Below are 24,676 nucleotides of genomic sequence, written 5' to 3' on the forward strand. Positions count from 1 at the left end.
GGAGCTTGACAATGGAATATAGCCACACTCCCGTGCTGGCGGAAGAGGTGATTCGGTACCTTGAACCGAAGCCGGGAGATGTGACAGTCGATTTGACTGTTGGGGGAGGGGGCCATGCGGAGCGGCTGCTCAAGGCAATCGGCCCGACCGGGAAGCTTATCGGAATCGACAAGGACCCGGCCGCGCTGGCCGCGACTAAACAGAGGCTGGCTTCGTACAAAGAACAGCTCGCGCTGGTCAAGACGGATTTTCAAGATATACGGCAAACCCTCCAAACCATGGGAATCCGAGAGGTTAACAACATACTGATGGATCTCGGGGTCTCCTCCCACCAACTCGATCGGGCTGAACGGGGGTTCAGCTACCGGCACGACGCGCCGCTGGACATGCGGATGGACCCGACCGGCCCGGTAACCGCGGCGGATATCTTGAAGAACTACTCGAAAGACGAACTGACCGCGGTCATAGGAAAGTACGGAGAAGACCGATGGGCGTCGCGGATCGCGGCCTTCATCGTAGAGGCAAGGAAGCGCCGCCCGATAACTACGACGTTCGAACTGGTGGACGTGATCAAGGCGGCGATTCCCGCGGGGGCCAGAAGACGCGGCCCCCACCCGGCCAGGCGGACGTTTCAAGCGCTCCGCATCGAGGCCAACGGGGAATTGAAGGCGCTGGAAACGGCCCTTCGTGACGGGATACCGTGTCTGGCCAGGAAAGGAAGGATCGTGGTGATTTCTTACCACTCACTGGAAGACAGGATCGTTAAAAACACGTTTAAGGAATTTTCCGAGGAAACTCAGGTTGAGACGGGAGTCCGCCTGATGATCCTAACTAAGAAACCGGTCAAGCCCGCCGCTGAGGAGATTGCGCGGAACGCGAGAGCGGAAAGCGCGAAGCTCCGGGCGGCTGAGAGACTTTGAGGGAGGTGGTTGAAGAATGCAAGCAGCGCCAAAGCTAATTGGGCAGGTCCCCTTTATCTCCGCAAATCCGCAGCACATTGTTCACCCCTCTCGTCAACCCCTCCCTCAAAGAACGGTTGGCAGATCGGCTTCGGGCGCGTTATGCGGTTATGTTTTGACGGCGGCCATCATTCTGGCGCCGCTGGCCATGCTGCACGTGACGACGCGCGTCCTGGTGGCCGAGAACGGATATCGCATCCAGCACATCCAGGCGGAAATAGACGGCCAGATGAAGATGGCGGAAGACATCAAATTGGAGAACGTCAAACTGGCCAGCCTGGAAAGGGTTAAGAAAGTAGCTACGGAGAAGCTGGCAATGACCGAGCCGGCCGTGGAAGCAAAGATTATTAGTCTGCCAGGTGACGGTGTAACCTCCCCGGAATACGCTTACTTAACTGACAAGGAGGTTAGGTAGATGAATTGCAGCGGATGTCCATATCTTTCCGCCTCAGGCAACTTCTGCCTGAAAGGCGTCCGGTCCAAGTGCGACCGCGCCAACAAAGCCGCTTAGGGGATTTATGGCGGCGCGCCGGACGGACGGAGCGCACTACAGGCTCTTACTAATATTAATTCTGTTTATCGCAAGCCTGGCGGCAATAGCTGCTAGGCTTGTTTATGTCCAGCAGGTGGACGCGGCCTGGCTGACGCAGCAGGCGGTCGGACAAAGGGTGCGGGAGATCGAGTTGTCGGGCGAGCGCGGCGCCATCTTCGACCGGAACGGCCAGGAGCTGGCCATCAACTTAGACTCTGCCAGCATCTACGCGACCCCGTATTTCGTCGAGAAACCCGGCGACGCGGCCGTGAAATTGGGCCGGATCCTAGGTCAAAAGCCTGACGAAGTAAAAAAGAAGCTGACCGAAAAGTCAGGGTTTGTTTATCTAGCGAGGCAGCTGGATATGGAAAAGGTAAACGAGATCAAAGCCTTGAAGATACCTGGCATAAACATCCTTCCCGAACGAAAAAGGTTCTATCCTAACGGAACGATGGCGGCCCATGTCCTCGGTTACGCCGGGGTCGACAACCAGGGATTAGGCGGCGTCGAGTCTTCTTACGACAAGATTCTGCGAGGGAAATCGGGCAAGCTGCTGGTGGAAGGCGATCCAGCCGGCGCGCCCATACCCGGAGGCATCTATTCCAAGAAAGACGCGGCGCGCGGCAAAGATATCCATCTGACGCTGGATAAGGATATCCAATATAAAGCTGAACTAGAGCTTAATAAAGTGGTTAAGGATTATTGCGCCAAAGGAGGCGCGATTATCGTCATGAATCCGACGAACGGCGACATCCTGGCGATGGCCAGCGCTCCCGGCTTCAATCCTAACGACTGGATCAAGTCAAACGAGGAACAGTTGAGGAACCGGGCGATATCATCCGTTTATGAGCCTGGCTCGACGGCTAAGGTAATAACGGCGACGGGTGCCATAGAAGAACGGGTCGTCGGTTTGGAGGAGGTTTTCTCTTTGCCCGCGAACATAACGGTCGGCGATCAAAGCTTCGGCGAGTACGACAAAGAGGGCAAGGGCGACCAGACGATCAGCGGAATCATCGCCTTATCCAGCAACGTCGGCGCCATCGAACTGGGGCTGCGTTTGGGCAACAAGAAGCTCTATAAATATGTTACGGGATTCGGCTTGGGCGACTACACGGGCGTTGATCTGCCTAGCGAGGAAACCGGCATCGTACAGGCCCCAGACGATTGGTCGGAGACGAGCATCGCGACCATACCATACGGCCAGGGTATAAGCGCCACTTCGCTGCAGATGTTGAACGTGGTCGCGACAATCGCCAACGACGGCGTCAAGCCGACGCCTCACGTGGCGAAGAGCGGTTTTAAAGAAAAGGATAAACGCGTTGTGTCGTCAGAGACCGCTGCCACCGTCCAAGACATTATGGTCGAGACCGTCGAGGAAGGCACCGGGAAGAACGCGCAGATTTCGGGCTATATGGTCGGCGGAAAGACGGGCACGGCCCAAAAGGCCGGCGCCAACGGATATGAGGACGGTAAATACGTAATCTCGTTCGCCGGCTTTGTCTCCAATCTCGATCCGCAACTGGCCATTATCGTAGTAATCGACGAACCTCAGGCGACCGGTCCGCAGCCATTATACTCGGCGACAATCGCCGCGCCGGTCTTCAAGGATATAGCTGAATTCAGCATAAACAGGTTGAAGATCGCACCCGGCAGCCGGGAGAAGAGGTAACCGGCATATGCTAGAATGATTGAATGGAGGAAGCCCTATTCAGCCGATAAAACGCTATTCTGTGGTCGAGCTTCTGGCGAACATCCAACCGACCTCAGTCGCCGGCGACGCCGGCGTCACCGTTTCAGACATCATCTACGATTCACGCCGGGCGAAGCCCGATACGGTCTTTGTCGCCATAAGAGGACAACAGGCTGACGGCCATTCGTTCGCGCTTGACGCTGTGCGCGGGGGTTGCGCCGCGCTGGTGGCGGAAGAGCCGATAGAGGGGGCTGAAGTGCCCCAGTTCGTCGTGCCAGACACGAGGATCGCCCTGGCGGTTATGTCCGCGACTCTTTTCGGGCGGCCTTCCAAGAGGCTGTCGCTGGCCGGTATTACCGGTACCAACGGCAAAACGACAACGGCATATTTTTTAGAAAGCATATATCACGCGGCCGGCTACAAGGCGGGCCTCATCGGAACGGTTGAATATCGCGTCGCCGGGGAACGCAGACCCGTGACCAGGACGACGCCTGAATCATATGACTTACAGAAGTTGCTCGGGGAAATGGCGGACGCCGGCGCGACTCACGCGGCGATGGAGGTTTCTTCGCACGCGATCGACATGAAAAGGGTTGTCGCCTGCTCGTTCGCGGTAAAAGCTTTTACTAATTTAAGCCAGGATCACTTGGATTATCACGGCGACATGGAAAGGTATTTCGCGGCCAAACAGCGTTTTATGGAAGAGCCAGGCGCGGCCGTCGTCAATATAGACGATGAATACGGACGCCGGCTGGCGGAAGATCTGCCGGCAGCTGTAACGTTCTCGCTGGATGGAGAAGCGGACTACCGGGCGGAAGGTATAGAGAACACGGTCAGCGGATCGATCTTCGCTTTACGGGCGCCCGACGGAGTTTACCGGATGGCCGTTAACCTGCCGGGAGGGTTTAATGTCGCCAACGCGATTACGGCGGCGGCCACAGCCCGGGCACAAGGTATCGCCTGGCAGGCGGTTATCAGCGGCGTGTCTGATTTAGAAGCGGTTCCGGGCCGGTTTGAACGGTTGGAAAGCGGGAGCGGTTTTACGGTGATCATCGATTACGCTCACACGCCGGACGGGCTGGCCAAGGCGGTGGCTTCGGCAAAAGAGCTGACCCAAGGCCGCGTTATTACCGTGTTCGGCTGCGGCGGCGACCGCGACAAGACGAAACGGCCGCTGATGGGAAGGGCCGCGACGGCGATGAGCGACGTGACCATAGTAACGAGCGACAATCCGAGGAGCGAAGACCCCGAGGCCATTATCGACGATATCTTAAAAGGCTGCGAAGGCAAGGCCGCGACTGAGACCGACAGGCGAACCGCCATAAAGAAAGCGATGGAGATGGCTAAGCCCGGCGACATTGTGATTATCGCCGGTAAAGGACACGAGAAAGAACAGATTCTGAGCACGGGAACGATAGAATTTGACGATCGCGCGGTCGCGGAAGACGCGCTGAAGGAGCTAACGGGCACATGATAGAACTTTCGGTTGAAGAGATGGCCCGCGCCACGGGCGGCGATACGGAGGCAGGGTTGAGCGATCTCGCGACCTTCGCGTCCGTATCCACAGATAGCCGTACGGTCAAGCCGGGGGATCTTTTTGTCGCCCTTCGGGGAGAACATTACGACGGACACGACTTTCTGACCTCGGTCGTAGACAAGGGCGCGATGGGCATAGTGGCGGCCCGCGACGCGACGAATCCTTTTCTAAAACGCATTCCCAAACAGTTTATGCATATCACTCTGATCAGAGTGGACGATACGCTCAAAGCGTATCAGGAAATCGCCAGGATCGCGGCCAGAAAGCTCAGCGCTAAGGTCGTCGCGGTCACCGGCAGCACCGGCAAGACGACGACCAAGGATATGATCGCCTCGATCCTGCGGGGTCTGGGTAAAACGACCGCTTCGGCCGAGAATTTCAACAACGAAGTGGGTTTGCCGGCGACGATTCTGACTGCCGATGAGGATACCGAGTTCATGGTGCTGGAGATGGGCATGCGCGGTCCAGGACAAATCGCCGAGCTGGCGCGCATCGCTAAGCCTCATGTCGGGGTGATCACCAATATCGGGCTGACGCACCTCGAGCTACTGGGCAGCGAGGAGAACATCGCCATGGCTAAAACGGAACTGGCGGCCGGCGTCAGGCCCGCGGGAACGATTGTCGTGAACGCGGGAGACGCCTGGGTCGACAAGGTCGCCGGCGCGTCAGTAGCCAAAGTTATTACCTTCGGCGCCGGGAAGGGGGCCGACGTCAGGGCGGAGGACATTGTCCTGGACGAACGCGTCAGGGCGTCGTTTACAGTCATAGCGAAGATTGAAGGCGTTGGGTACGAGTTTCCGGTTAGACTGGCGGTGCCGGGGCGGCACAACGTCGAAAACGCTTTGGCGGCGGCTGCTGCCTGCTTGGCGCTCGGCGCGCCGGAGCAAGTTATCGTGGAGGGACTAGCCAACGCCAGAATCTCTTTAAACCGAATGAGTTTCATCGACTGCGACTCCGGCATTTTGATAATAAACGACACTTACAACGCCAGTCCCGCGTCGGTTAAGGCGGCGCTGGAAACGCTGGCGGCGGCGGCGGGGACAAGAAAGATAGCGGTTTTGGGCGACATGCTGGAATTAGGAGACGCGTCGAAAGAGGCCCATCTGGAGACGGGACGCAGAGCCGCGGCTGCGGCTGACATTATGTTCGCGGTCGGAGAATTGGCGCAAACCATCGCCGAGGGCGCGAGAGAGGCCGGCATGCCGGCGGACGCCGTCATCTGTTTCGGTGATACGGACGAGGCCGCCGCCAGGCTAAGAGATGAGATGAAGAAGGGAGACGTCGTGCTGGTTAAGGCCAGCCGGGCGCTCAGGTTTGAAAGGATTGTCGAGTGTATCAAATAATCATCGCGGGCGTAGTCTCGTTGGCATTAATCCTGCTGCTCGGCCCGTTCTGGATTAGGTTCGTCATCAGGGAGGGTATCGGGCAGCAGATCCGCGAAGAAGGGCCGGAGAGGCACCTGGCCAAAAGCGGGACTCCGACAATGGGAGGCGTGCTGGTTCTAGGCGCCGCGACGTTCGCCTTTTTCGCGGCCGGTTTATTCGGCGCCAGCCTGACAACGGCCAGCTTGGTTGTTTTGTTTACGATGCTTCTCTGCGGGGCAGTCGGTTTTTTAGACGACTTCATCAAAAACCACAAGGCCAGGTCCCAGGGACTAACGGTAAAGTGGAAGATAATCCTTTTGTTCTTCGTGTCCCTCTTTCTGACTTGGGGAGCGGTCAGATACGCGTTGCCGAAAGCCTCTATCGTCGGTATCCCTCAGATCGGTCTGACATTGGATATCGGCGTCTTTTATTTCTTATTTGTCTTTGTAGTTCTTCTGGCTACGACAACGGCGGTCAATTTTACGGACGGGCTGGACGGCCTGGCGGCAGGCAACGTTTCTATTGTCGTCGGTGTTTATTCGGTCATTTGTTTTATGCAGTTCCGACATCTTCATATTCCTTATGGTTTGGACCTGGCGGTATTTTCGGCGGCCGTGATCGGCGCCGCGGCCGGTTTTATGTGGTTCAACACACATCCGGCGGACATCTTCATGGGGGATACCGGCTCGCTCGGTCTGGGCGGAGCTATCGCCGCGCTCGCGATCTTTACCAAAACGGAGATTCTTCTGATACTTATCGGCGGCGTGCTGGTTATCGAGGTTTTGTCAGTCATCGCCCAGGTTCTGTCTTACAAACTGTTTAAAAAAAGGGTTCTCAAGATGGCGCCCCTGCACCATCATTTCGAATTGTCCGGCTGGTCGGAGTTTAAGGTTGTCGTCCGGTTTTGGCTGATGGCCGCCATTCTGGCGGCGGCCGGGTTTACCATCTTTTTCGTGGAGATCCTAAAACTATGATGGACGCGCGGGGGAAGAATTTTCTTATTCTCGGGCTTGGGGCTAGCGGTTACGCGGCCGCCCGTAAACTTTTAACACTGGGCGCCAATGTGTCAACCGTTGACACCTCAGTCGCGTACGAAGTCATGAAAAGGGCCGCCGAGCTGCAGGAGGCTGGCGCCAAGTCGGTTATCTGGGGACTCCCCGCCGACATGCTAAAGAATCAGGACTTCCTGATCGTAAGCCCGGGTGTACCCGTTGACGAGCCGGTAATTAAGAGCGCGCGGCGGCGGGGCGTGGCCGTCATGAGCGAGCTTGAGCTGGCCTATCAACTTACAGACTCTCCGATAATCGCTGTAACCGGCACCAACGGTAAAAGCACGGTCGTGACGATGCTCGGAGAGATATTCACGACAGCCGGCGTATCTAACCTAGTGGCCGGCAACATCGGCCGGCCGCTGGTCGACGCGATCGACGAAGCGGACCCGGAGACGGTATTGATCGTCGAGGTGTCAAGCTTCCAGATGGAGACGGTTGTTGACTTCAGGCCGCGGGTGGCGGTCCTACTTAACATCACCGAGGACCATATCGACCGCCACAAAGACATGAGGGTGTACCGGGAGGCCAAGGCGCGGTTGTTTAGGAAGCAGCAGCCGGAGGATTTTGCCGTTGTCAATCTGGACGATCCCGAAGTGACCAAGGTTCTGGATGGCATAAAGTCGAGCCTCGTTCCCTACAGTACCGAACAGCAGACCGAGCGAGGAGTGTTCGTCGAAAACGGCACGATCTGGGCAGTTTTGCCGCCCGAGTACAAGCCGGAGACCGTCGGGTCGGCGGGCGATATTCATTTCAAAGGTTCGCACAATCTTGAGAACGCGCTGGCGGCCATTGCCGTCGGACTGGTTTGGGGATTGCCGGCCGGTGACATAATGAAGGCTATCGCCAACTTCAAAGGATTGAGCCATCGAATTGAATTCGTGGCGGAAAAAGGCGGCGTAAAATACTACGACGACAGCAAGGCAACTAATCCGGACGCGGTCAAACGGGCGCTGGGGGCATTCGACGAGCCGGTCGTTTTGCTGGCCGGAGGCCGCAACAAGGGGATGGACTTTAGTTCTTTGAAAAGCGTGCTTGAGAAGAAGGTTAAGGCGGCCGTGCTGTTCGGAGAATCGGCGGACGAGCTGGCCGGAATCATAAAAGATGCGGGAAGGACCCCGTCCGCAACGGCCAAGTCGATAGAGGAAGCCGTCAACCTGGCAGCTGAACGCGCGGTGCCGGGGGACGCGGTTCTGCTAAGTCCCGGCTGCGCGAGCTTCGACATGTTTAACGGGTACGCCGAACGGGGACAGGCATTCCAAGACGCCGTCCGGGCTTTGCCTGACGGATCGGCTGGGGGAGACTAGGGGATGGGCAAGAAGAAGGCTGCCAGAGGGCGGCGGTCGGTCGTTAAATCAAACAACTACTACATACTTCTTGGAACGGTCATCGGATTGTCACTCTTCGGGCTGGTGATGGTGCTGAGCGCCAGCCATGCGACCGCGCTGGCCGACTACAAAGACAGCTTCTACTTTCTCAAGTACCAGGCGGTCTGGCTGACATTCGGCTTGATCGCGATGTTCTTCTTCTCAAAGTTAGAGTTCAGATCATTCAAATCATTCGCCGGGTGGGGCGTCGCCGCCTCAACCGCTTTGCTCGTTCTTGTTCTCATACCCGGGATAGGGATTGCGACCGGCGGCGCGAGCCGCTGGCTGGACATCGGGCTGATCAGTTTCCAGCCGTCCGAGCTGGTAAAATTCGCTCTGATTCTGTTCGCGGCCGACTTCTTGGCCAGACGCCGGGAGCAGTTAAAAGAGTTTGACACGATGTTGCCGCTACTCGTTTGGCTGGTAGCCATCGCGGGCTTGATTATGTTGCAGCCGGACCTCGGCACGACGCTGATCATCGCCGGTATTTTCTTCGTTTTGCTGCTTGTTGCCGGGGCCAGATATCTGCACCTGGCGGCCCTGGGGGCGGCCGGAACCGCCGCGACCATCGGATTGATATGGATGGCCCCGTACAGAAAAGCTCGTTTGCTGGTCTTTCTCGACCCTTGGAAGGATCCGATGAACACGGGTTTTCAGAACGTGCAATCCTTGATCGCACTTGGCTCCGGGCATTTGTTCGGAGTCGGCTTGGGTATGAGCAAGCAGAAGTTCTTTTATCTGCCGGCCGCCCATACCGACTTCATCTTCGCTATCATCGGAGAGGAATTGGGCTTGCTCGGAACGATGTCGGTCGTCATCGCTTTTGGTCTGTTGGCCTTCGCCGGCATCAGGATCGCGGCCAAAGCGACGACCTATTTTGACCGATACATAGCAACCGGCATAACGGCCATGATTATAATCCAGGCGGTGCTGAATATGGGCGCCGTAACCGGGGTTCTGCCGATTACCGGCGTCCCCCTGCCGCTTATCAGCTCAGGCGGCACATCACTTTTGTTCACCTTGACCGGGGTGGGGATACTTCTTAATATCGCGTCCCGAGAACGGAAAGCCAATGAAGGGATCATCGATGCGAGTGATTATTTCCGCGGGAGGAACAGGCGGACACCTGTATCCCGCGATCGCCACGGCCGACGCGCTGGCGTCTCTTGATAAAAAAACTGAGATTCTGTTTATAACCGGGGCCAGCGCTCTCGAGCGGGAACTCGTCGCCAAGGCGGGCTACGCCGTGAAGACGCTGGACGTGCCGGGCTTAAGGCGAAAACTGTCGTCCGATTTGGTCGCGGCCGTCTATAAGGCAGGCCGGGGATTGGCCAAAGCGACGGATTTGGTTAAGAATTTCGGCGCCGACGCGGTGGCCGGATTCGGCGGCGCGGTTACATATCCTGTGGTGAGGGCGGCCAAAAAGTTGGGTCTGCCGGCTGTAATCCAGGAGCAGAACATGCTGCCGGGTTTGGCCAATAAATATTTGAGCCGGACCGTCGACGTTGTTGCCGTATCCTGGGAAGGCGCCAAGCAGGCTTTTTCTCGCGGCGCAAACGTGGTCGTTACCGGGAATCCCGTCAGGACGACAGGGTTGGAAGCTAGCCGGTCGGAAGCGAGAGCCGCTCTGGAATTGCCGGTCGACGGACTTGTCGTTACAGTGTTCGGCGGAAGCCAGGGCGCGCGCCACATCAATGAGGTCGCTTCAGCGTCTTACGGCCGTCTTAATAGTGTCGAGGGATTGACGCTGCTGCATCTTACCGGCACCCGCGACTACCACGAGACGGTTCAAGCCTGGAGCAGAGAAGGCGCCCCGGATAACGTTAAGATGCTGCCTTATCTGGACGGTATGGGGCAAGCCTACCGGGCATCCGATTTGATGGTCTGCCGGGCCGGAGCGAGCACGCTGGCGGAGCTGGCCGTGTTCGGGACGCCGGCCATCCTGATACCGTATCCGTACGCTTCGAACGATCATCAGACGAAGAACGCTGAGGTTTTCAATCGGGCGGGGGCCGCCCTGGTGATCGCCGATCAGGATTTGAGTCCGAAAAACCTTACCGCCGGCATAAAAGAACTGGCGACCGACAAGGATCGCCTTAAGTCTATGGCCCGCGCGGTGAAAAAACTCGGACGACCTGAAGCCGCCGGAGATTTGGCGGCGCTGATTTTAGAGGTCGCAAACAAACGAAAGGATACAGTAGAATAGCCTTATGAATAAAAAGGGACGATTACACTTCATCGGGATCGGGGGCGCGGGCATGAGCAGCCTGGCCCGCGTATTTATCGATCTCGGGTACGATGTATCCGGCTCGGACATTAAGAAATCCGCCAACACCCGTCAGTTGGCTCAAGCCGGGGCAAAGGTCGTCATCGGACACGACGCGAGCAACGTCAAGGGCGCGGACACCGTCATTGTTTCCTCGGCTATAAGAGACGATAATCCCGAGATGAAGGCCGCGAAAAAAGCCGGCAAAACGATCCTGCAACGCGCCGAGCTATTGGCTAAGCTGATGGAGGAGAAGAAAGGCATCGCCATCGCCGGCACCCACGGCAAGACCACGACGACCTCGATGGCGGCAGTCATGATGGAAGCAGCGGGGCTTGATCCGACATATTTGATCGGCGGCGAACTTAACGACATCGGCAGCGGGGCCAAGTACGGCCGGGGTGATTTCGTGGTGGCCGAGGCCGACGAAAGCGACGCCAGCCTTTTAAACCTGAGGCCGGCCTATGCCGTAATTACCAACATCGAGGCTGATCACCTTGATTTCTACGAGTCGATAGAGGAGATCAAGGACGTTTTTGTTGAGTTCATAAACAACCTTCCAGATAACGGTTTGGCCATCCTGTGCATCGACAGCCCGGGAGTGGTCGACATCCTGCCCCGCGTCAGCCGTCATTATGTTACTTATTCCGTTACCGGCGACGCAGATTTTAAGGCGACCGACATCCAACCGGGCCGCTCAGGATCCAAATTCACGGTTTGGCAAGGCGGCAAGAACCTGGGATCGCTGGAGATATCGTCTCCCGGCCTCCACAATGTCAGCAACGCACTGGCGGTAATAACCATAGGAACGGCGGTCGGCGTCCCGTTTGACAGGGCGGCCGCCGGAGTAACCGCTTTCACCGGCGTCAGGCGGCGCTTCCAAAAGAAAGGCGTGGCCCGGGACGTAACCGTGGTCGATGACTACGCGCATCATCCAAGCGAAGTGGCGGCTACTCTACAGGCGGCCAAAACCGGTAAATGGGGACGCGTGATCACGGTCTTTCAGCCCCACAGATATAGCCGCACAAGCTGTCTGCACGAGGATTTCGGCCGTGTTTTCGGAGACGCCGACGCGGTTATCGTGACCGACGTCTATAGCGCGGGGGAGGAACCGCTGCCGGGCGTAGACGGAAAACTAATTGTAGATTCGATTCTGGAAACCGAACCGTATAAGGACGTAGCCTATTTTCCGAAGAAATCGGATATCAGCGATTACATCTCCGGGCGTCTAAGCGGCGGCGATATATTATTGACGATGGGAGCGGGAGACATAGGGTCTCTCGGCGAAGAGGTTTTGGAGGCGTTGGGCGAGAATGAAGATTGAAATGATCAAGAACGAGACTATGGCGGCCCACACCACCTGGCAGATCGGGGGACCGACCAAGTATTACGCGCAAGTAACCGATCCCGTCGAGCTGGGCGAGGCCCTTGCCATCGCGTCAGACCTTAACGCGCCAGTATTCATGATAGGAAACGGGAGCAACCTGCTGGTTGGCGACAAAGGCTTCGACGGCATGGTTATCAAACTAAGGGGTAACTTCACAGGTTTGCATATAAAGCATAACGTCATCGTTGCGGAAGCGGGCGTTAAACTGGCCACTATCGTCAACGTGGCCAGAGAGAGAAGCCTGGAGGGTATGGCGTTCGCGGCCGGCATCCCGGGAACGGTGGGAGGAGCGGTCGTCATGAACGCCGGCGCTCTTGACGGATCGATATCGGACATCATCGAAACGGTAACCATATATAACCCTCAGGGCGAGGTTGGTGTTCTGGGAAGTACTGAGTTCAGGTTCGGCTATCGGGTTACTGACGTCAAGAACAAAGGGATCGTCCTGGGGGCGTCGTTCAGGTTGGAACAGGGCGATCCCCATGAAGTCACCCGGCAAATAGTCGATGCTTTAGACAGGAAAAGGCGAACGCAGCCGTTGGAGGCTCGTACAGCCGGAAGCGTGTTCAAGAATCCGCCGCGCAAGCATGCCGCCGCCCTCATTGAGGAAGCGGGCTGCAAGGGTATGAAAATCGGCGGGGCCGTTGTCAGCAGGATGCACGCCAACTTTATCATCAATGTCGGCGGAGCGACCGCTTATGATGTGTTGCGCCTCATAGACGAAGTGGCCGCGACTGTTAAGAATAAGACCGGCGTGGAACTGGAAAGAGAAGTAGAGCTGGTCGGGGAGTTTTGATGCCAGAAAAGATCGCTGTGCTTCTGGGCGGCCGCTCGGCCGAACGGGAGGTTTCGCTAAAGACCGGCGAAGCGGTATATAAAGCCCTCAAGACTCACGGCTACGATGCGGTCAAGATAGACGCCGCCGGCGATGTCTGGAACAAACTCGAAGCGGAGCAGCCGGACAAGGCGTTTCTTGCTTTACACGGGCGATACGGTGAAGACGGGACGGTTCAGGGGCTATTAGAACTCATGGATATCCCCTACACCGGCTCAGGCGTTACGGCCAGCGCGGTCGCCATAGACAAGAAATTGACTAAAGACATTTTTCGCCAGAGGGGTATTCCGGTGGCGGCCGATTACCCGCCGGAAGGACCTGTAAAATATCCGGTCATCGTCAAGCCGAGCCGTGAGGGATCGACGATCGGTGTGACGATAGTCAAGGACGAGTCCGGGCTGAAAGACGCGCTCAAAGAAGCCAGCCGCTTCGACGACTCGTGCTTGATCGAGGAATTCGTGGAGGGGCGCCTGTTGACGATCGCGGTGATCGGTAAACCGCCGGCCGCTTTACCGATCATCGAGGTAAAAGCGCACGGCGGCATCTACGATTATCAGGCCAAATACACCCCCGGCATGACCGATTATATCTGCCCGGCCGCGCTGGACCCAAAGATCGCGGAGAAGTTGCAGGACATGTCGGTCCTGGCTCACGACGCGCTGGGTTGCGAGGACGTCTCGCGAGTCGATTTCATCCTGCAGGATAACGGAAGGTTCGTCTGTCTCGAGGTGAACACCATGCCCGGCCTCACCGAGACCAGCCTGGTTCCGAAAGCCGCGAATGCGGCCGGTCTGCCGTTTGAAGATCTGGTTGTAAGAATCCTTAAAGGGGCGGCCCTCAAGCTAAAGACCCGCGGGTAAAGCGCGTGAAAAAAACCAAGAAGACGAGCGCGCAAGAGAAACGCCGGCGCATCGTGGAGCAGCGTCGGAACAGACAGCTTAAGGCGGTCATCGCCATCCTTCTAGTCGCCATTTCGGCGGAAGCCCTCTATATAGCCTCAGGCTCGAAGTATTTTAACATCAAAAAGATAGACATATCCGGCAACAGCCGGCTTTCCACCGAGAAGATCCTCAAGCTGTCAGGCATATCTCTTAAGGATAATATTTTTCGCGTCAACGCCGGTTTGGTCGCCAAGCGCGTCAAAGGGGAACCTTGGATTAAGAGCGCGACGGTAAGCAGGGCGCTGCCGCTGACGATAAAAATAGCTGTCAGCGAACGCCAGCCGCGCGCGATTTGGCTGAGCGGACCGACTTATTATCTGCTGGACACGGACGGAGCCGTCGTTTCTGTCGGACCAGCTCCTCCGCTGGCCGGTTTGCCATTGATCAAGGACGCGCCGCCGGACAATGGTCTGGAGACGGGTGAGACCGTTAAGGCGCCGGCTGTAAAAAACGCTTTGGCGGTAATCGCCGCGCTTGATAAAGACATCCTGGCTGATATAGGCTGGGTGTCGGCGCCGACTATAGACGGTCTGGCCATACATTTGAATTCGGGGCCGGTTGTTATGTACGGAAAGGCTGAGATGAGCAAACAGAAAAACTATGCCATTAAAGTCATCAGAACAGAGGCGACGAACGAGGGCAAGGTCTGGCAGTATATAGACGTCAGGGTGCCGTCGAACCCGGTCGCAAAGGCAGCCGCGTAGAGCTCAGAGCCAAGAGCAGAGGGCTAAGAGCTAGAACAAAGGACAAAGAACAAAGAACAAAGAACAAAGAACAAAGAACAAAGAACAAAGGACAAAGGACAAAGGACAAAGAACAAAGGACAAAGAACAAAGGACAAAGAACAAGAATGATGATTAGATAAAAGAAAAAATGCTCTTCGAGCGAGCGAAGCGAGTCGAGAAGCTTGGAAAAAAAGTTTGACGTTAAAGATGACAAAATCGTAGTTGGGTTGGACGTCGGCACGACCAAGGTTTGCGCGCTTGTGGCCGAGCAAAAGGAGGGCGGCGGGTTGGCCGTCATCGGGCTCGGCTCGAGCCCGTCTTTCGGCCTGCGTAAAGGCGTGGTCGTCGATATAAAAAAGACGGTCGACTCCATAAAACGAGCGTTAGGCGAGGCGAGGAGCAAAGCGGGAGTCGAGCCGACGCATGTTACGGTCGGCATAGCCGGCGACCATGTTATGTCAGCCAACAGCGCCGGGCGCCTGAGTGTACGCAGCCGCGGGAAGATAATCGACGAAAGGTTGCGCGACCGTGTTATCGCCCAGTCTCTGCGGGCTAAAGTGCCCCAGGGTTATCAAGTGATTCACATCCTGCCCAGAGAATACATTTTAGACGGCGTGGACGGAGTGTCCGAACCGTTGGGCATGTCAGCCGGCGTGATCGAGGTCAAAACCCATATAGTGCTGGGGGCGATTCCTTCGATTGCCAACCTTGTTAACTGTGTACAGCTGGCCGGGGTAGGCGTCAAGGATATTGTTCTGGAGCCGCTGGCGTCGGCGGAAGCGGTCTTGACCGACGACGAAAGGGAACTGGGGACGGCCTTGATAGACATCGGCGGCGGTACGACAGACATCGCTGTCTTCAACGAAGGAGGTATCTGCCATACCAAGGTGCTTCCTTTCGGCGGCAATCATGTTACCAGGGACGTAGCCGTCGGCCTTCGCGTTTCTCTGGAAGACGCCGAAGCGATAAAGGTGAAGAGCGGCCTCGCGCTTCGGAAGATAGCCGATCCGACAGGCGTCATTAAAGTCAGGGATATCTACAGCCATCGTTCGCGGACGGTTTTGCTGGTAAATTTGGCCGGCGTCATAGAAGCCAGGATGGCGGAGATGTTCGGGATGGTAAGGAACGACCTGGAGCAGTCCGGGATGATAAAACTTCTGGCCGGCGGCGCGGTCCTGACGGGCGGCGCTAGCCAGCTAAAGGGCATCGAGAAACTGGCCTCGGACGCTTTGGGTTTGCCTGTCCGAGTCGGGCATCCCAAGAATATCGAAGGTCCGGCGGCAGTGGTCAAGAATTCGATTTACGCGACGGGCGTCGGCCTGCTACTCTACGCTTCAAGAGCAAGCGAAACCGCGGCGGTCGATTTACCAGGAGGCGGGGACCTAGCCGCGATCACCGACAGGATTCGGCATTGGTTTAAGGAAACGGTCGCCGACAGAGTTTTATTCCGAACAAAGACTAAAGTATAACTTTAACTCTGAAACATTCCGACTTGACTTATACGCTTACTTTAGCTTTACTTTTATAGTGATGTTTATATAGTGGCATTGATTGGTACGGTTTGATTAATCGGACGAAAAGCAAGGGGGTAGTGATCGTGACAGACCAGGCACAAACATACCTGGCGGTCATCAAGGTAGTCGGTATCGGAGGCGGCGGGACGAATGCCGTCAATCGCATGATCGACGCCGGTTTGAAAGGCGTAGAATTTATCGCGGTTAATACCGACGCGCAGGCGCTTCTTATGTCGGATGCAGACGAGAAGGTCCATATCGGGAGTAACCTGACCAGAGGACTGGGAGCGGGCAGCGACCCGCAAATCGGCCGCGCCGCCGCTGAGGAAAGCCGCGACGAGATAAAACAGGCGCTTCAAGGCTCGGACATGGTTTTTGTTACGGCGGGTAAGGGCGGCGGCACCGGAACCGGCGCCGCTCCGATCGTGGCCGAAATCGCCAAGGAAGAGATCGGAGCGTTGACGGTAGGCGTAGTGACACGGCCGTTCAGCTTCGAGGGCCGCAAGCGCGCCTTCCAGGCGGATGACGGAATCCTGAAACTGAAGGAAAAAGTCGATACGCTGATTGTCATTCCGAACGACAGGCTGCTGCAAGTCGTTGACAAGCAAACGTCGATCCTGGAAGCGTTCCGCGTGGCCGACGATGTGCTCAGGCAAGGCGTCCAAGGCATAACCGATCTAATCACGGTGCCCGGTTTGATTAATCTTGATTTCGCCGACGTTCGGACGATTATGACCGACGCCGGTACGGCCATGATGGGCATCGGTATCAGCACGGGCGAGGAAAGAGCGATCTCGGCGGCCAAAGCGGCCATCTCCAGCCCGTTACTTGAGGCATCCATCGAAGGCGCCAGGGGCGTCCTTCTGAACATCAGCGGAGGCGATAATCTCGGCTTGTTCGAGGTAAATGAGGCGGCGGAGATCATCTCCGGCGCGGCCGACCCTGAAGCTAACATAATCTTCGGAGCGGTCATAGATCCGACGCTTAAGGACGAGGTTAGGGTCACAGTCATCGCCACTGGTTTTGACAAGGCGGGCGGCGGCGTTGGGAAGAAACTAGCCGAGACGATAGAGGGCGAGGAAGAGCCGCATGAGGAAGTTCTTTTCGGCGACGAAAAGGATCTGGATATCCCGACGTTTTTAAGGAAAGACTGAGAAGCTTAGAGCCAAGAGCCAAGAGCAAGAACTAAAACGACGTTAAGAAAGGGAAAATATTCTTCGAGTAAGCGAAGCGAATCGAGAAGTACAAAGACCGCTATAATGTGAGAATGCGGTATGAACTAGAACTTACAACTGAAAATGGTTTGCCTGTATTGGCCTCTCCGAAGTTTATTTGTGAGAGGTCAATACTTATTTGTTTTACGACCAGGTTGGGCGGAGTCAGCCCCGCACCGTACGATGCGCTGAATCTCGGTCAACACGTCGGCGACGACCCGGCCAATGTTATGGAAAACCGGCGGCGGGTTTTGTCGGCTCTCGGATTGGACGAAACCCGGCTGAAAACCGTAAGGCAAGTCCACGGGAACGGCATCCTCAGGGTCGATGAGAAGAAATGCGCGATAGGCGCTACGGAAACCGGCGATATTGAAGCGGACGCCCTGATGACCGGCCTTAATAAAACGCCTATAGCCGTCTTCACAGCCGACTGCGTTCCGGTCGTTCTGGCCGACGCGGCCAGGCGAAAAATTACTGTTGTTCACGCCGGTTGGAAGGGTATATACTCTTTAATTGTGCCGAGAGCGTTAGCAGCCATGAAAGAGGCTGTTCACAGCGAAACGGGTGACGTGTACGCTTTCATCGGTCCGGCCGTTGGCCCGTGTTGTTATGAAGTGGACGAAGCCAGGGCGGGATTGTTCGGCGAGAAATATATTGATCGGCAGCCCGGAAAGATCAGATTGGATCTGCCCGCGATCGTCCGGGACCAGCTCCGGGAAGCCGGACTGGAGCCGGACAGGATCTCGGGCAGCGGCCTGTGCACCTGTTGCCGGAAGGATTTGTTCTTCTCGTTCAGGCGCGACGGAATCTGCGGGCGGCAAATGGCCGCGGCCGCGTTGCTGGAAGCTTAAATATCGCGAAGCAATCAAGGCGCTCCGCCGGGAGAATCAGATAATACCGAAACTTGACTTGAGCATGTTCAGAAACGGCCGAGGCGGCCGGGCGGTTGCCTTGGTTTTGCTTACCCTCTTTACCCTCGGGCCGGCGGCGGGCTGCGTCCGCGGCGAAGGCGACGTCCTCAATATCTCAGGATCCAGTACGGTTTTGCCGGTTGTGACCGCGGCGGCCGAAGCCTACCAGGAAATAAACCCAGGTCTTAAGGTCGGCGTCCAGGGCGGCGGGTCCAGCGCGGGCATAGAAGCGGCCATCACCGGCGCGAGCCAGATCGGCACGTCGTCCAGGGACCTTAAAGGAAACGAGACAGAACAAGGTTTATATGATACGGTCATCGCCATCGACGCCATCGCGATTATCATTAATCCCGCCAATAAAGTGAGCAGACTGTCCAAGAAACAAGTAAAGGACATATTTACAGGCAAGACCACCAACTGGAAAGAGGTCGGCGGGCAAGATCTGCCGATCGTTCTGATCAACCGGGACGAAGCTTCAGGCACTAGAGAGGCATTTTATAGGAAGGCCTTGGATGAAAGCGCTTTTTCCAAAGACGCCGTAGTCCAGCCCGGCAGCGGTCAGGTGCGGTCCATTGTCGGCAGTACGCCGGCCGCGATAGGCTATATGTCGCTGGGATACGTCACCAAGGACGTCAAAGTGATCGAGTATGACGGGGCCGTTCCCAACAAAACGACGCTCAAGAAAGGCACCTATAAGCTGCAGCGGCAACTCCATTTTTTCACCAAGGGCAAGCCCACCGGCGACGCGAAAGCGTTCACCGACTTTATGCTGAGCGACTACGTGCAAAGCACGATCGTTTCGGTGGAGTTTATGCCCGTGACCGCAATCGGCCAGAAGTAACATCATGAGAGTCAGAGAGAAAATCCTGGAAAACATTTTTCTGCTATGCGCGTTGGCTGCCGTTGTCGGCGTCCTGCTGGTGTTTTTCTTCGTGACCTATAAAGGCTTTCCTATAATCCAGAGCGTCGGCCTGAAAGGTTTTCTCTTCAGCATGGACTGGACCCCCTCCAAAAATCATTACGGGATTCTTACCTTTGTGATAGGCAGTTTTCTGGTTACGCTGGGGGCGTTACTTCTCGGCGCGCCGATGGCGATCATGACCGCCATATTCTTGTCGGAGATCGCGCCGAAACCTGTTAAGAAGATCGTCAGGCCGGCGGTCGAACTGCTGGCCGGTATCCCCTCCGTCGTATACGGGTTCTTCGGGCTGCTGATTATCGTGCCGGTCGTAAGAACGGTCTTCGGCGGTTCCGGAATCGGTTTGCTGACGGGCTGGATTATTCTGGCGATTATGATTCTACCGACCATCGCGACGATCTCCGAGGATGCTATCCGGGCCGTTCCGAGAAGCTACCGCGAGGCCAGTTACGGCATGGGCGCCACGCGCTGGCAAACGATATGGCGCGTCGTCGTCCCGGCCGCCCGCAACGGAATCATCGGCGCGACCATCTTAGGGATGGGGCGGGCTATCGGCGAGACGATGGCCGTCCTTATGGTTCTCGGAAACGCGCCTATCATACCAACCAGTATTACGAAGCCTTTAGGCACATTGACCAGCATCATTGCTCTGGATATGTCTTATGCTTCCGGTGATCACCAGACGGCGCTGTTCGCCATGGGCATCGTTCTTTTTCTGATATCTTTCTTATTTGTCGGCATCATCAGAGTCGTGACCGGGAAGCGGGTCGGTAGATGAACAGCAGGATAGTCGACCGAATCGCGATAGGGATACTGTGGTTAAACGGCTTTCTGACGATTATCATCCTGAGTGTGATAATCGGCTATATCGTCGTCAAGGGTTTGCCGGCCATGAGCTTGAGCTTTATTTTTACTTCGCCCAAGGGCATCGAGCAATCGGGAGGCATTTTCCCGACCATTGTCGCCAGCTTGTATGTCACTATCCTATCCGTTCTTATCTGCTCGCCCGTTGCGGTAGGCGCGGCCATCTACCTTTCGGAGTACGTCAAGGAAGGCAGGTTGACACAGATTATCAGGTTCGGTTCGGACACCTTGGCCAGCGTGCCTTCGATCGTTCTAGGCCTGTTCGGTCTGTCTTTGTTTGTCTATATATTAGGTTTGGGCTGGTCGATTATCTCCGGCGCCTTGACTCTTACGTTGATGATTCTGCCGATATTGATGAGGACGACCGAGGATGCCCTGAAAGCTGTGCCTAACGCCTGGCGCAGCGGCAGCATGGGCTTGGGCGCGACTAGATGGCAGACCATCCGCCGGGTGGTCATGCCGGCGGCGATGCCTCGCATTCTGACGGGCGTCGTCCTGGCGGTCGGCCGGGTGTTCGGCGAGACGGCCGTTTTGATGTTTACAGTCGGCATGGCGGTAAATCTGCCGATTTTCCCGACGGAGCCAGGCCGCACGATGCCGACCCATCTGTATCTGCTGGCGACTGAAGGCATCTCCATGAAAACCGCTTACGGGACGGCTCTGTTGCTGATGGCGATAATTTTGCTTTTTAACCTGAGCGCCCGTAGGATGTTTAAAGGAAATCGATAAGGAGGCGTTTTGCCGGAAAACGAACCAAAAAGTCCTGAAAAGATAGAGGTCAAAGACCTCGATTTTTATTACGGGGATTTCAAAGCGCTTGAAGATATGACTGTCGGCATAAAAAGGCATGCCATCACGGCGTTCATCGGACCGTCAGGCTGTGGAAAATCCACGTTCCTGCGAACCTTGAACAGGATGAACGACCTGATCGACGGGATCAAGGTCGACGGGTTGGTCAAGCTTGACGGGATGGACATATACGCCCCAGACACCGACGTTGTCGAGTTAAGGCGGCGCGTCGGCATGATTTTCCAGCAGCCTAATCCGTTTCCGCTGTCGATTTACGAAAACGTAGCTTATGGACCGCGGGTCCACGGCATGAGAAATAGAACCGAACTGGATCGGATAGTTCAGGAAAGCTTGGAGAAAGCGAATCTATGGAAAGAGGTCAAGGATAAGATGAGCGCCCCCGGCACGGATCTGTCGGGAGGCCAGCAGCAGAGGCTGTGCATCGCGAGAGTTCTGGCCGTTAATCCTGAGGTTCTGCTGATGGACGAGCCGTGTTCCGCCATCGACCCAACCTCGACGCAGAAAATCGAAGACCTGATGTACAAGCTTAAGGAGAACTTCACCATTGTCATTGTTACTCACAATATGCAGCAGGCGGCCCGGGTTTCAGATTACACCGCCTTTTTCCTGGCCGAGGATACCAACAAGCCGGCCAGATTGATAGAATATGATTTAACCGACACGGTGTTCACCCATCCCACGGACAAGCGGACGGAGAACTACATCACCGGCCGGTTCGGTTAGGAGGAAAAGTGCCGCGAAAGAGTTTCCACGAAGAGTTGGAAGAACTTCGTTTAGAGGTCGCCCGGATGGGCGACCTCGTAGAGATTGCCGTCCATAAAAGCCTTGACGCCCTACTTGGGTCGAATAAAGAATTGGCCGAAGAGGTTATCCGGGAAGACGACGCCATCGATGAGATGAACATGAACATCGAGGAGCGGAGCCTGCAGATGCTGGCCAGGCAGCAGCCCGTGGCCAAGGATTTGCGGTTCATAAGCTCTATTCTAAAGATCGTCATTCATTTAGAAAGGATCGGGGACTACGCTTTTAACGTCGCCAAGATATCAAAAAGGCTGAAGCCCGGCGACGAAGCCCAGTCCATCCTGGATATCATCACCGACATGTCGAAGCGTACCAAAGAGGTCATCACGGCCAGTCTGAAGGTTTTTAACGATCGTGACCTTGAACTGGCCCACGCGCTGCCTGAAATGGACTCCGCCATTGACGACGGATTCAAAAAACTGATTCGCGAACTGGGCGTCTGTTTAACCGACGAGGCGTGCGAGGCCAACTGGTCGACGTCTATCATTCTGGCCAGCCGCAACATCGAACGGATGGCCGACCACGGCGTCGATATCGGTGAGCAGGTAATCTACTTCGTGACCGGGGAGATGGAAGAGCTCGATTAAACCTCAAACAATGAGGTCTGAGCCGTTAGGCGTGAGTAAGATTGATTGCCGATAATTTAACCCGGGTACGCGAACGTATCGCCGCCGCGGCCGCAAGAGCCGGGCGAGATCCCAACGAGATTAAGCTGGTAACCGTGACCAAGGGTTTCCCGGTTTCACGCATCGTCGAGGCCATAGAGGCCGGAGCCGACGCGTTGGGAGAGAACAGGGCCAGAGAAGCGGCGGATAAATTCGCTGTGCTCGGCCGCGAGGTCGAGGGACACAGATTATCCTGGCATATCATCGGAATGCTGCAAACAAATAAGGTAAAATATGTGATAGGGTTCGCCGATCTGATCCATTCGGTGGACCGGCAGGCGTTGGCCGCGGAGCTCGATAAAAGAGCCCAAGCCGCCGGTAAGATACAATCCGTGCTGATCGAGGTCAACGTATCGGGGGAGAAGACGAAGGCCGGGATAAGTCCCGACAAGCTTACGTCGCTAATCGATTCGACCCGCAATTTGCCTAATCTTAAGGTTAGAGGCCTGATGACGATGGCGCCGGCTGTCAGCGAACCCGAATCGGCCAGGTCTTACTTAAGACTGATGAGGGAGCTTTTCGAACAACAAAGAAGCCGTCTTCCGGAGTCGTTTGACACTCTGTCGATGGGCATGACCGGCGATTTTGAGGTCGCGGTGGAAGAAGGCGCCACCCTCGTCAGGATCGGCCGAGCGATTATGGGAGAACGCCCGCCGGTAGGCGGCAAGTAAAAGAAGTCACTAGGAGGCGAAGTAAGGAATGGGAATCTTCAGACGGTCGCTTGTATATCTGGGACTGGTGGAAGACGAGGACTTTGAGGAATACGAGGATAGCGCGGTAGAAGACGTCGGACAATCGACGCCGCCGTATAAAACCGAGCCTAACGTCAGGAAGCTTAATCCGCATGAGAGAAAACCCGGCGTGGCGACGGCCGCGGCGGCTGTCCGTCCGGTACCGACGGCCGGACTGAAAAACGCGATGCACATTATCGAACCCAAGGGCTTCGGCGACGCGGAACAAATAGGCGAGCGTTTCCGACAGAATATCCCGGTCCTTATGAACCTGCAGTACGTGGACACGGATCTGGCCAAACGGCTGATTGATTTCGCCAGCGGCCTTACGTACGGTCTGGGTGGAAACATCCAGCGGGCGGCCGACAAAGTGTTTCTGCTTGTCCCGGCGAATATGGAGGTATCCGCCGAGGAAAAGATGCGCCTGCAGGAGCAGGGCTTGTTCAATCAATTCTAGATAATGGCCTGCGAAAACCTCCGCATAGCATTCATAGGTGCCGGCCGGATGGGGGAAGCCCTCATCCGGGGTTTGATCAGATCGGGCGCCGACCCCGCCAAAATCACCGCGGCCGATAGAGACGCCGCTAGGCTGGCCTCGTTGGCTGAGAAACACGGCCTTACGGCCGCACCGTCGAACGCTGACGCGGCCGCCGGCGCTGACGCGGTCATACTGGCCGTCAAGCCAAAGGACGTTCCGGACGCGCTGGCCGGCCTCAAGAACGCGTTGAAGGTGAAGACGCTGCTTATCTCAATCGCAGCGGGGGTTAACATCAAGACGCTGGCGGCCGGCTTGCCGGCCGGGGCGAGGGTCGTCAGAGTGATGCCGAACGCGCCGGCCGAAAAGGACGCCGCCATCTCAGCGATCGCCGCCGGCCCGAACGCGACGGAGGCGGACATTAAAACCGCTGGAGAAGTTTTTTCCGCTGTGGGTTTAACCGTGACTGTCAAAGAATCGGACATGAATGCGGTAACAGCGGTCAGCGGCAGCGGCCCGGCTTACTTCTATTTATTTGTCAAAGCGCTGACCGACGCCGGCGTCCAAGTCGGCCTGGACCGTGAGACGGCCTATAAACTGGCCCACGAAACAATGTTCGGAGCGTCGAGGATGCTTAAGTATTCAAAGAAGACGCCGGCGGAACTGATTGACATCGTAAGGTCGCCAGGCGGTACAACCGCCGCGGCTTTGGACATTTTTGATGAGCGCGGTTTCGTGTCAATCGTTGAGGACGCGGTAAGGGCGGCTTCCGACCGGGGCGTGGAGATCGAGCGGGAGCTCGAAGAAAAGGGGACTGCGGATTGACTGGAACCATTATCCTCGTCGTCAATACCGCGTTCACCGTCTACTACTGGCTTCTGATTGCCAGGATAATTCTTTCGTGGGTGCCGCAGCTTCTGGACAACCCGGCCGTAAAGCCGATAGCCGTCTTCATAATTGATATAACCGAACCGTTTATATCGCTGTTCAGACGTATGATACCGATGGTCGCCGCGGGCGGCGCCGGGTTTGATTTTTCACCCTTGATAGCTATAATTACCCTAGTGGTTTTGCAGAACTTCGTGCTCTTTATCCTGCGAAGCCTTTAAACCAAGGAGGA

25 protein-coding genes are annotated in these 24,676 nt (G+C 56.3%); all 25 read left to right on the plus strand.

Going from position 1 to position 24,676, the window contains the following annotated elements:
* Positions 1–11 precede the first annotated feature (11 nt).
* The 25 genes from rsmH to WC891_06300 all read left to right on the plus strand — a co-directional run bounded on the left by rsmH (position 12) and on the right by WC891_06300 (position 24,665).
* Complete coding sequence (rsmH, locus tag WC891_06180; GenBank protein MFA5867526.1) at positions 12–920, plus strand: 16S rRNA (cytosine(1402)-N(4))-methyltransferase RsmH; 909 nt, start codon at positions 12–14, stop codon at positions 918–920.
* A 16-nt stretch (positions 921–936) separates the two neighbouring features.
* Positions 937–1,374: a cell division protein FtsL gene (locus tag WC891_06185; protein MFA5867527.1), complete on the plus strand. Its 438-nt coding sequence runs from the start codon at positions 937–939 to the stop codon at positions 1,372–1,374.
* A 103-nt stretch (positions 1,375–1,477) separates the two neighbouring features.
* A complete protein-coding gene (locus tag WC891_06190) occupies positions 1,478–3,160 on the plus strand; it encodes a penicillin-binding protein 2 (GenBank protein MFA5867528.1) in 1,683 nt (560 codons plus the stop codon).
* Between the two features lie 19 nt (positions 3,161–3,179).
* A complete protein-coding gene (locus tag WC891_06195) occupies positions 3,180–4,655 on the plus strand; it encodes a UDP-N-acetylmuramoyl-L-alanyl-D-glutamate--2,6-diaminopimelate ligase (protein ID MFA5867529.1) in 1,476 nt (491 codons plus the stop codon).
* The gene (murF, locus tag WC891_06200) at positions 4,652–6,061 is read left to right on the plus strand and encodes a UDP-N-acetylmuramoyl-tripeptide--D-alanyl-D-alanine ligase (GenBank protein MFA5867530.1); all 1,410 of its coding nucleotides are present in this window, start codon (positions 4,652–4,654) and stop codon (positions 6,059–6,061) included. Before WC891_06195 ends, murF begins: the two co-directional genes overlap by 4 nt.
* On the plus strand, positions 6,049–7,056 hold the full coding sequence (gene mraY / locus WC891_06205; protein ID MFA5867531.1) for a phospho-N-acetylmuramoyl-pentapeptide-transferase: 1,008 nt from the start codon (positions 6,049–6,051) through the stop codon (positions 7,054–7,056). The genes murF and mraY overlap by 13 nt, the downstream gene beginning before the upstream one ends.
* Positions 7,053–8,438: a UDP-N-acetylmuramoyl-L-alanine--D-glutamate ligase gene (gene murD / locus WC891_06210; GenBank protein ID MFA5867532.1), complete on the plus strand. Its 1,386-nt coding sequence runs from the start codon at positions 7,053–7,055 to the stop codon at positions 8,436–8,438. Before mraY ends, murD begins: the two co-directional genes overlap by 4 nt.
* A 3-nt stretch (positions 8,439–8,441) precedes the next feature.
* On the plus strand, positions 8,442–9,668 hold the full coding sequence (gene ftsW, locus WC891_06215; protein MFA5867533.1) for a putative lipid II flippase FtsW: 1,227 nt from the start codon (positions 8,442–8,444) through the stop codon (positions 9,666–9,668).
* Positions 9,592–10,704 (plus strand): undecaprenyldiphospho-muramoylpentapeptide beta-N-acetylglucosaminyltransferase, encoded by a 1,113-nt coding sequence (gene murG, locus WC891_06220; GenBank protein ID MFA5867534.1) that lies wholly within the window; start codon positions 9,592–9,594, stop codon positions 10,702–10,704. Before ftsW ends, murG begins: the two co-directional genes overlap by 77 nt.
* 4 nt (positions 10,705–10,708) lie before the next feature.
* Positions 10,709–12,088, plus strand: coding sequence for a UDP-N-acetylmuramate--L-alanine ligase (murC, locus tag WC891_06225; protein ID MFA5867535.1), 1,380 nt, complete (start codon positions 10,709–10,711; stop codon positions 12,086–12,088).
* Entirely contained in the window at positions 12,078–12,947 is an 870-nt protein-coding gene (gene murB / locus WC891_06230) for a UDP-N-acetylmuramate dehydrogenase (GenBank protein MFA5867536.1), read from the plus strand. The genes murC and murB overlap by 11 nt, the downstream gene beginning before the upstream one ends.
* On the plus strand, positions 12,947–13,846 hold the full coding sequence (locus WC891_06235) for a D-alanine--D-alanine ligase (protein MFA5867537.1): 900 nt from the start codon (positions 12,947–12,949) through the stop codon (positions 13,844–13,846). The genes murB and WC891_06235 overlap by 1 nt, the downstream gene beginning before the upstream one ends.
* Before the next feature lie 5 nt (positions 13,847–13,851).
* Entirely contained in the window at positions 13,852–14,631 is a 780-nt protein-coding gene (locus tag WC891_06240) for an FtsQ-type POTRA domain-containing protein (GenBank protein MFA5867538.1), read from the plus strand.
* A gap of 203 nt (positions 14,632–14,834) precedes the next feature.
* Positions 14,835–16,121, plus strand: coding sequence for a cell division protein FtsA (gene ftsA, locus WC891_06245; protein ID MFA5867539.1), 1,287 nt, complete (start codon positions 14,835–14,837; stop codon positions 16,119–16,121).
* Between the two features lie 128 nt (positions 16,122–16,249).
* Positions 16,250–17,320 (plus strand): cell division protein FtsZ, encoded by a 1,071-nt coding sequence (gene ftsZ / locus WC891_06250; protein ID MFA5867540.1) that lies wholly within the window; start codon positions 16,250–16,252, stop codon positions 17,318–17,320.
* A gap of 113 nt (positions 17,321–17,433) precedes the next feature.
* Positions 17,434–18,231, plus strand: coding sequence for a peptidoglycan editing factor PgeF (gene pgeF / locus WC891_06255; protein MFA5867541.1), 798 nt, complete (start codon positions 17,434–17,436; stop codon positions 18,229–18,231).
* Positions 18,232–18,295: 64 nt separating this feature from the next.
* The gene (locus WC891_06260) at positions 18,296–19,132 is read left to right on the plus strand and encodes a phosphate ABC transporter substrate-binding protein (protein ID MFA5867542.1); all 837 of its coding nucleotides are present in this window, start codon (positions 18,296–18,298) and stop codon (positions 19,130–19,132) included.
* Positions 19,133–19,136: 4 nt separating this feature from the next.
* Positions 19,137–19,988: a phosphate ABC transporter permease subunit PstC gene (pstC, locus tag WC891_06265; GenBank protein ID MFA5867543.1), complete on the plus strand. Its 852-nt coding sequence runs from the start codon at positions 19,137–19,139 to the stop codon at positions 19,986–19,988.
* Positions 19,985–20,803, plus strand: a complete 819-nt coding sequence (pstA, locus tag WC891_06270) for a phosphate ABC transporter permease PstA (GenBank protein ID MFA5867544.1) — start codon at positions 19,985–19,987, stop codon at positions 20,801–20,803. Before pstC ends, pstA begins: the two co-directional genes overlap by 4 nt.
* 9 nt (positions 20,804–20,812) lie before the next feature.
* Positions 20,813–21,607 (plus strand): phosphate ABC transporter ATP-binding protein PstB, encoded by a 795-nt coding sequence (pstB, locus tag WC891_06275; protein ID MFA5867545.1) that lies wholly within the window; start codon positions 20,813–20,815, stop codon positions 21,605–21,607.
* 8 nt (positions 21,608–21,615) lie between these two features.
* On the plus strand, positions 21,616–22,272 hold the full coding sequence (gene phoU, locus WC891_06280) for a phosphate signaling complex protein PhoU (GenBank protein MFA5867546.1): 657 nt from the start codon (positions 21,616–21,618) through the stop codon (positions 22,270–22,272).
* A gap of 41 nt (positions 22,273–22,313) precedes the next feature.
* Positions 22,314–23,021 carry a YggS family pyridoxal phosphate-dependent enzyme gene (locus WC891_06285; protein MFA5867547.1) on the plus strand — a complete coding sequence of 236 codons (708 nt, stop codon included), beginning with the start codon at positions 22,314–22,316 and terminating at the stop codon, positions 23,019–23,021.
* 28 nt (positions 23,022–23,049) lie between these two features.
* Positions 23,050–23,538: a cell division protein SepF gene (gene sepF, locus WC891_06290; GenBank protein ID MFA5867548.1), complete on the plus strand. Its 489-nt coding sequence runs from the start codon at positions 23,050–23,052 to the stop codon at positions 23,536–23,538.
* Between the two features lie 3 nt (positions 23,539–23,541).
* Positions 23,542–24,381, plus strand: a complete 840-nt coding sequence (proC, locus tag WC891_06295) for a pyrroline-5-carboxylate reductase (protein ID MFA5867549.1) — start codon at positions 23,542–23,544, stop codon at positions 24,379–24,381.
* Positions 24,378–24,665, plus strand: coding sequence for a YggT family protein (locus WC891_06300; GenBank protein MFA5867550.1), 288 nt, complete (start codon positions 24,378–24,380; stop codon positions 24,663–24,665). Before proC ends, WC891_06300 begins: the two co-directional genes overlap by 4 nt.
* Positions 24,666–24,676 lie beyond the last annotated feature (11 nt).

The sequence above is a fragment of the Actinomycetota bacterium genome (genome assembly GCA_041658625.1).
Lineage (GTDB): Bacteria > Actinomycetota > JAHEXW01 > JAHEXW01 > JAHEXW01 > JBAZZW01.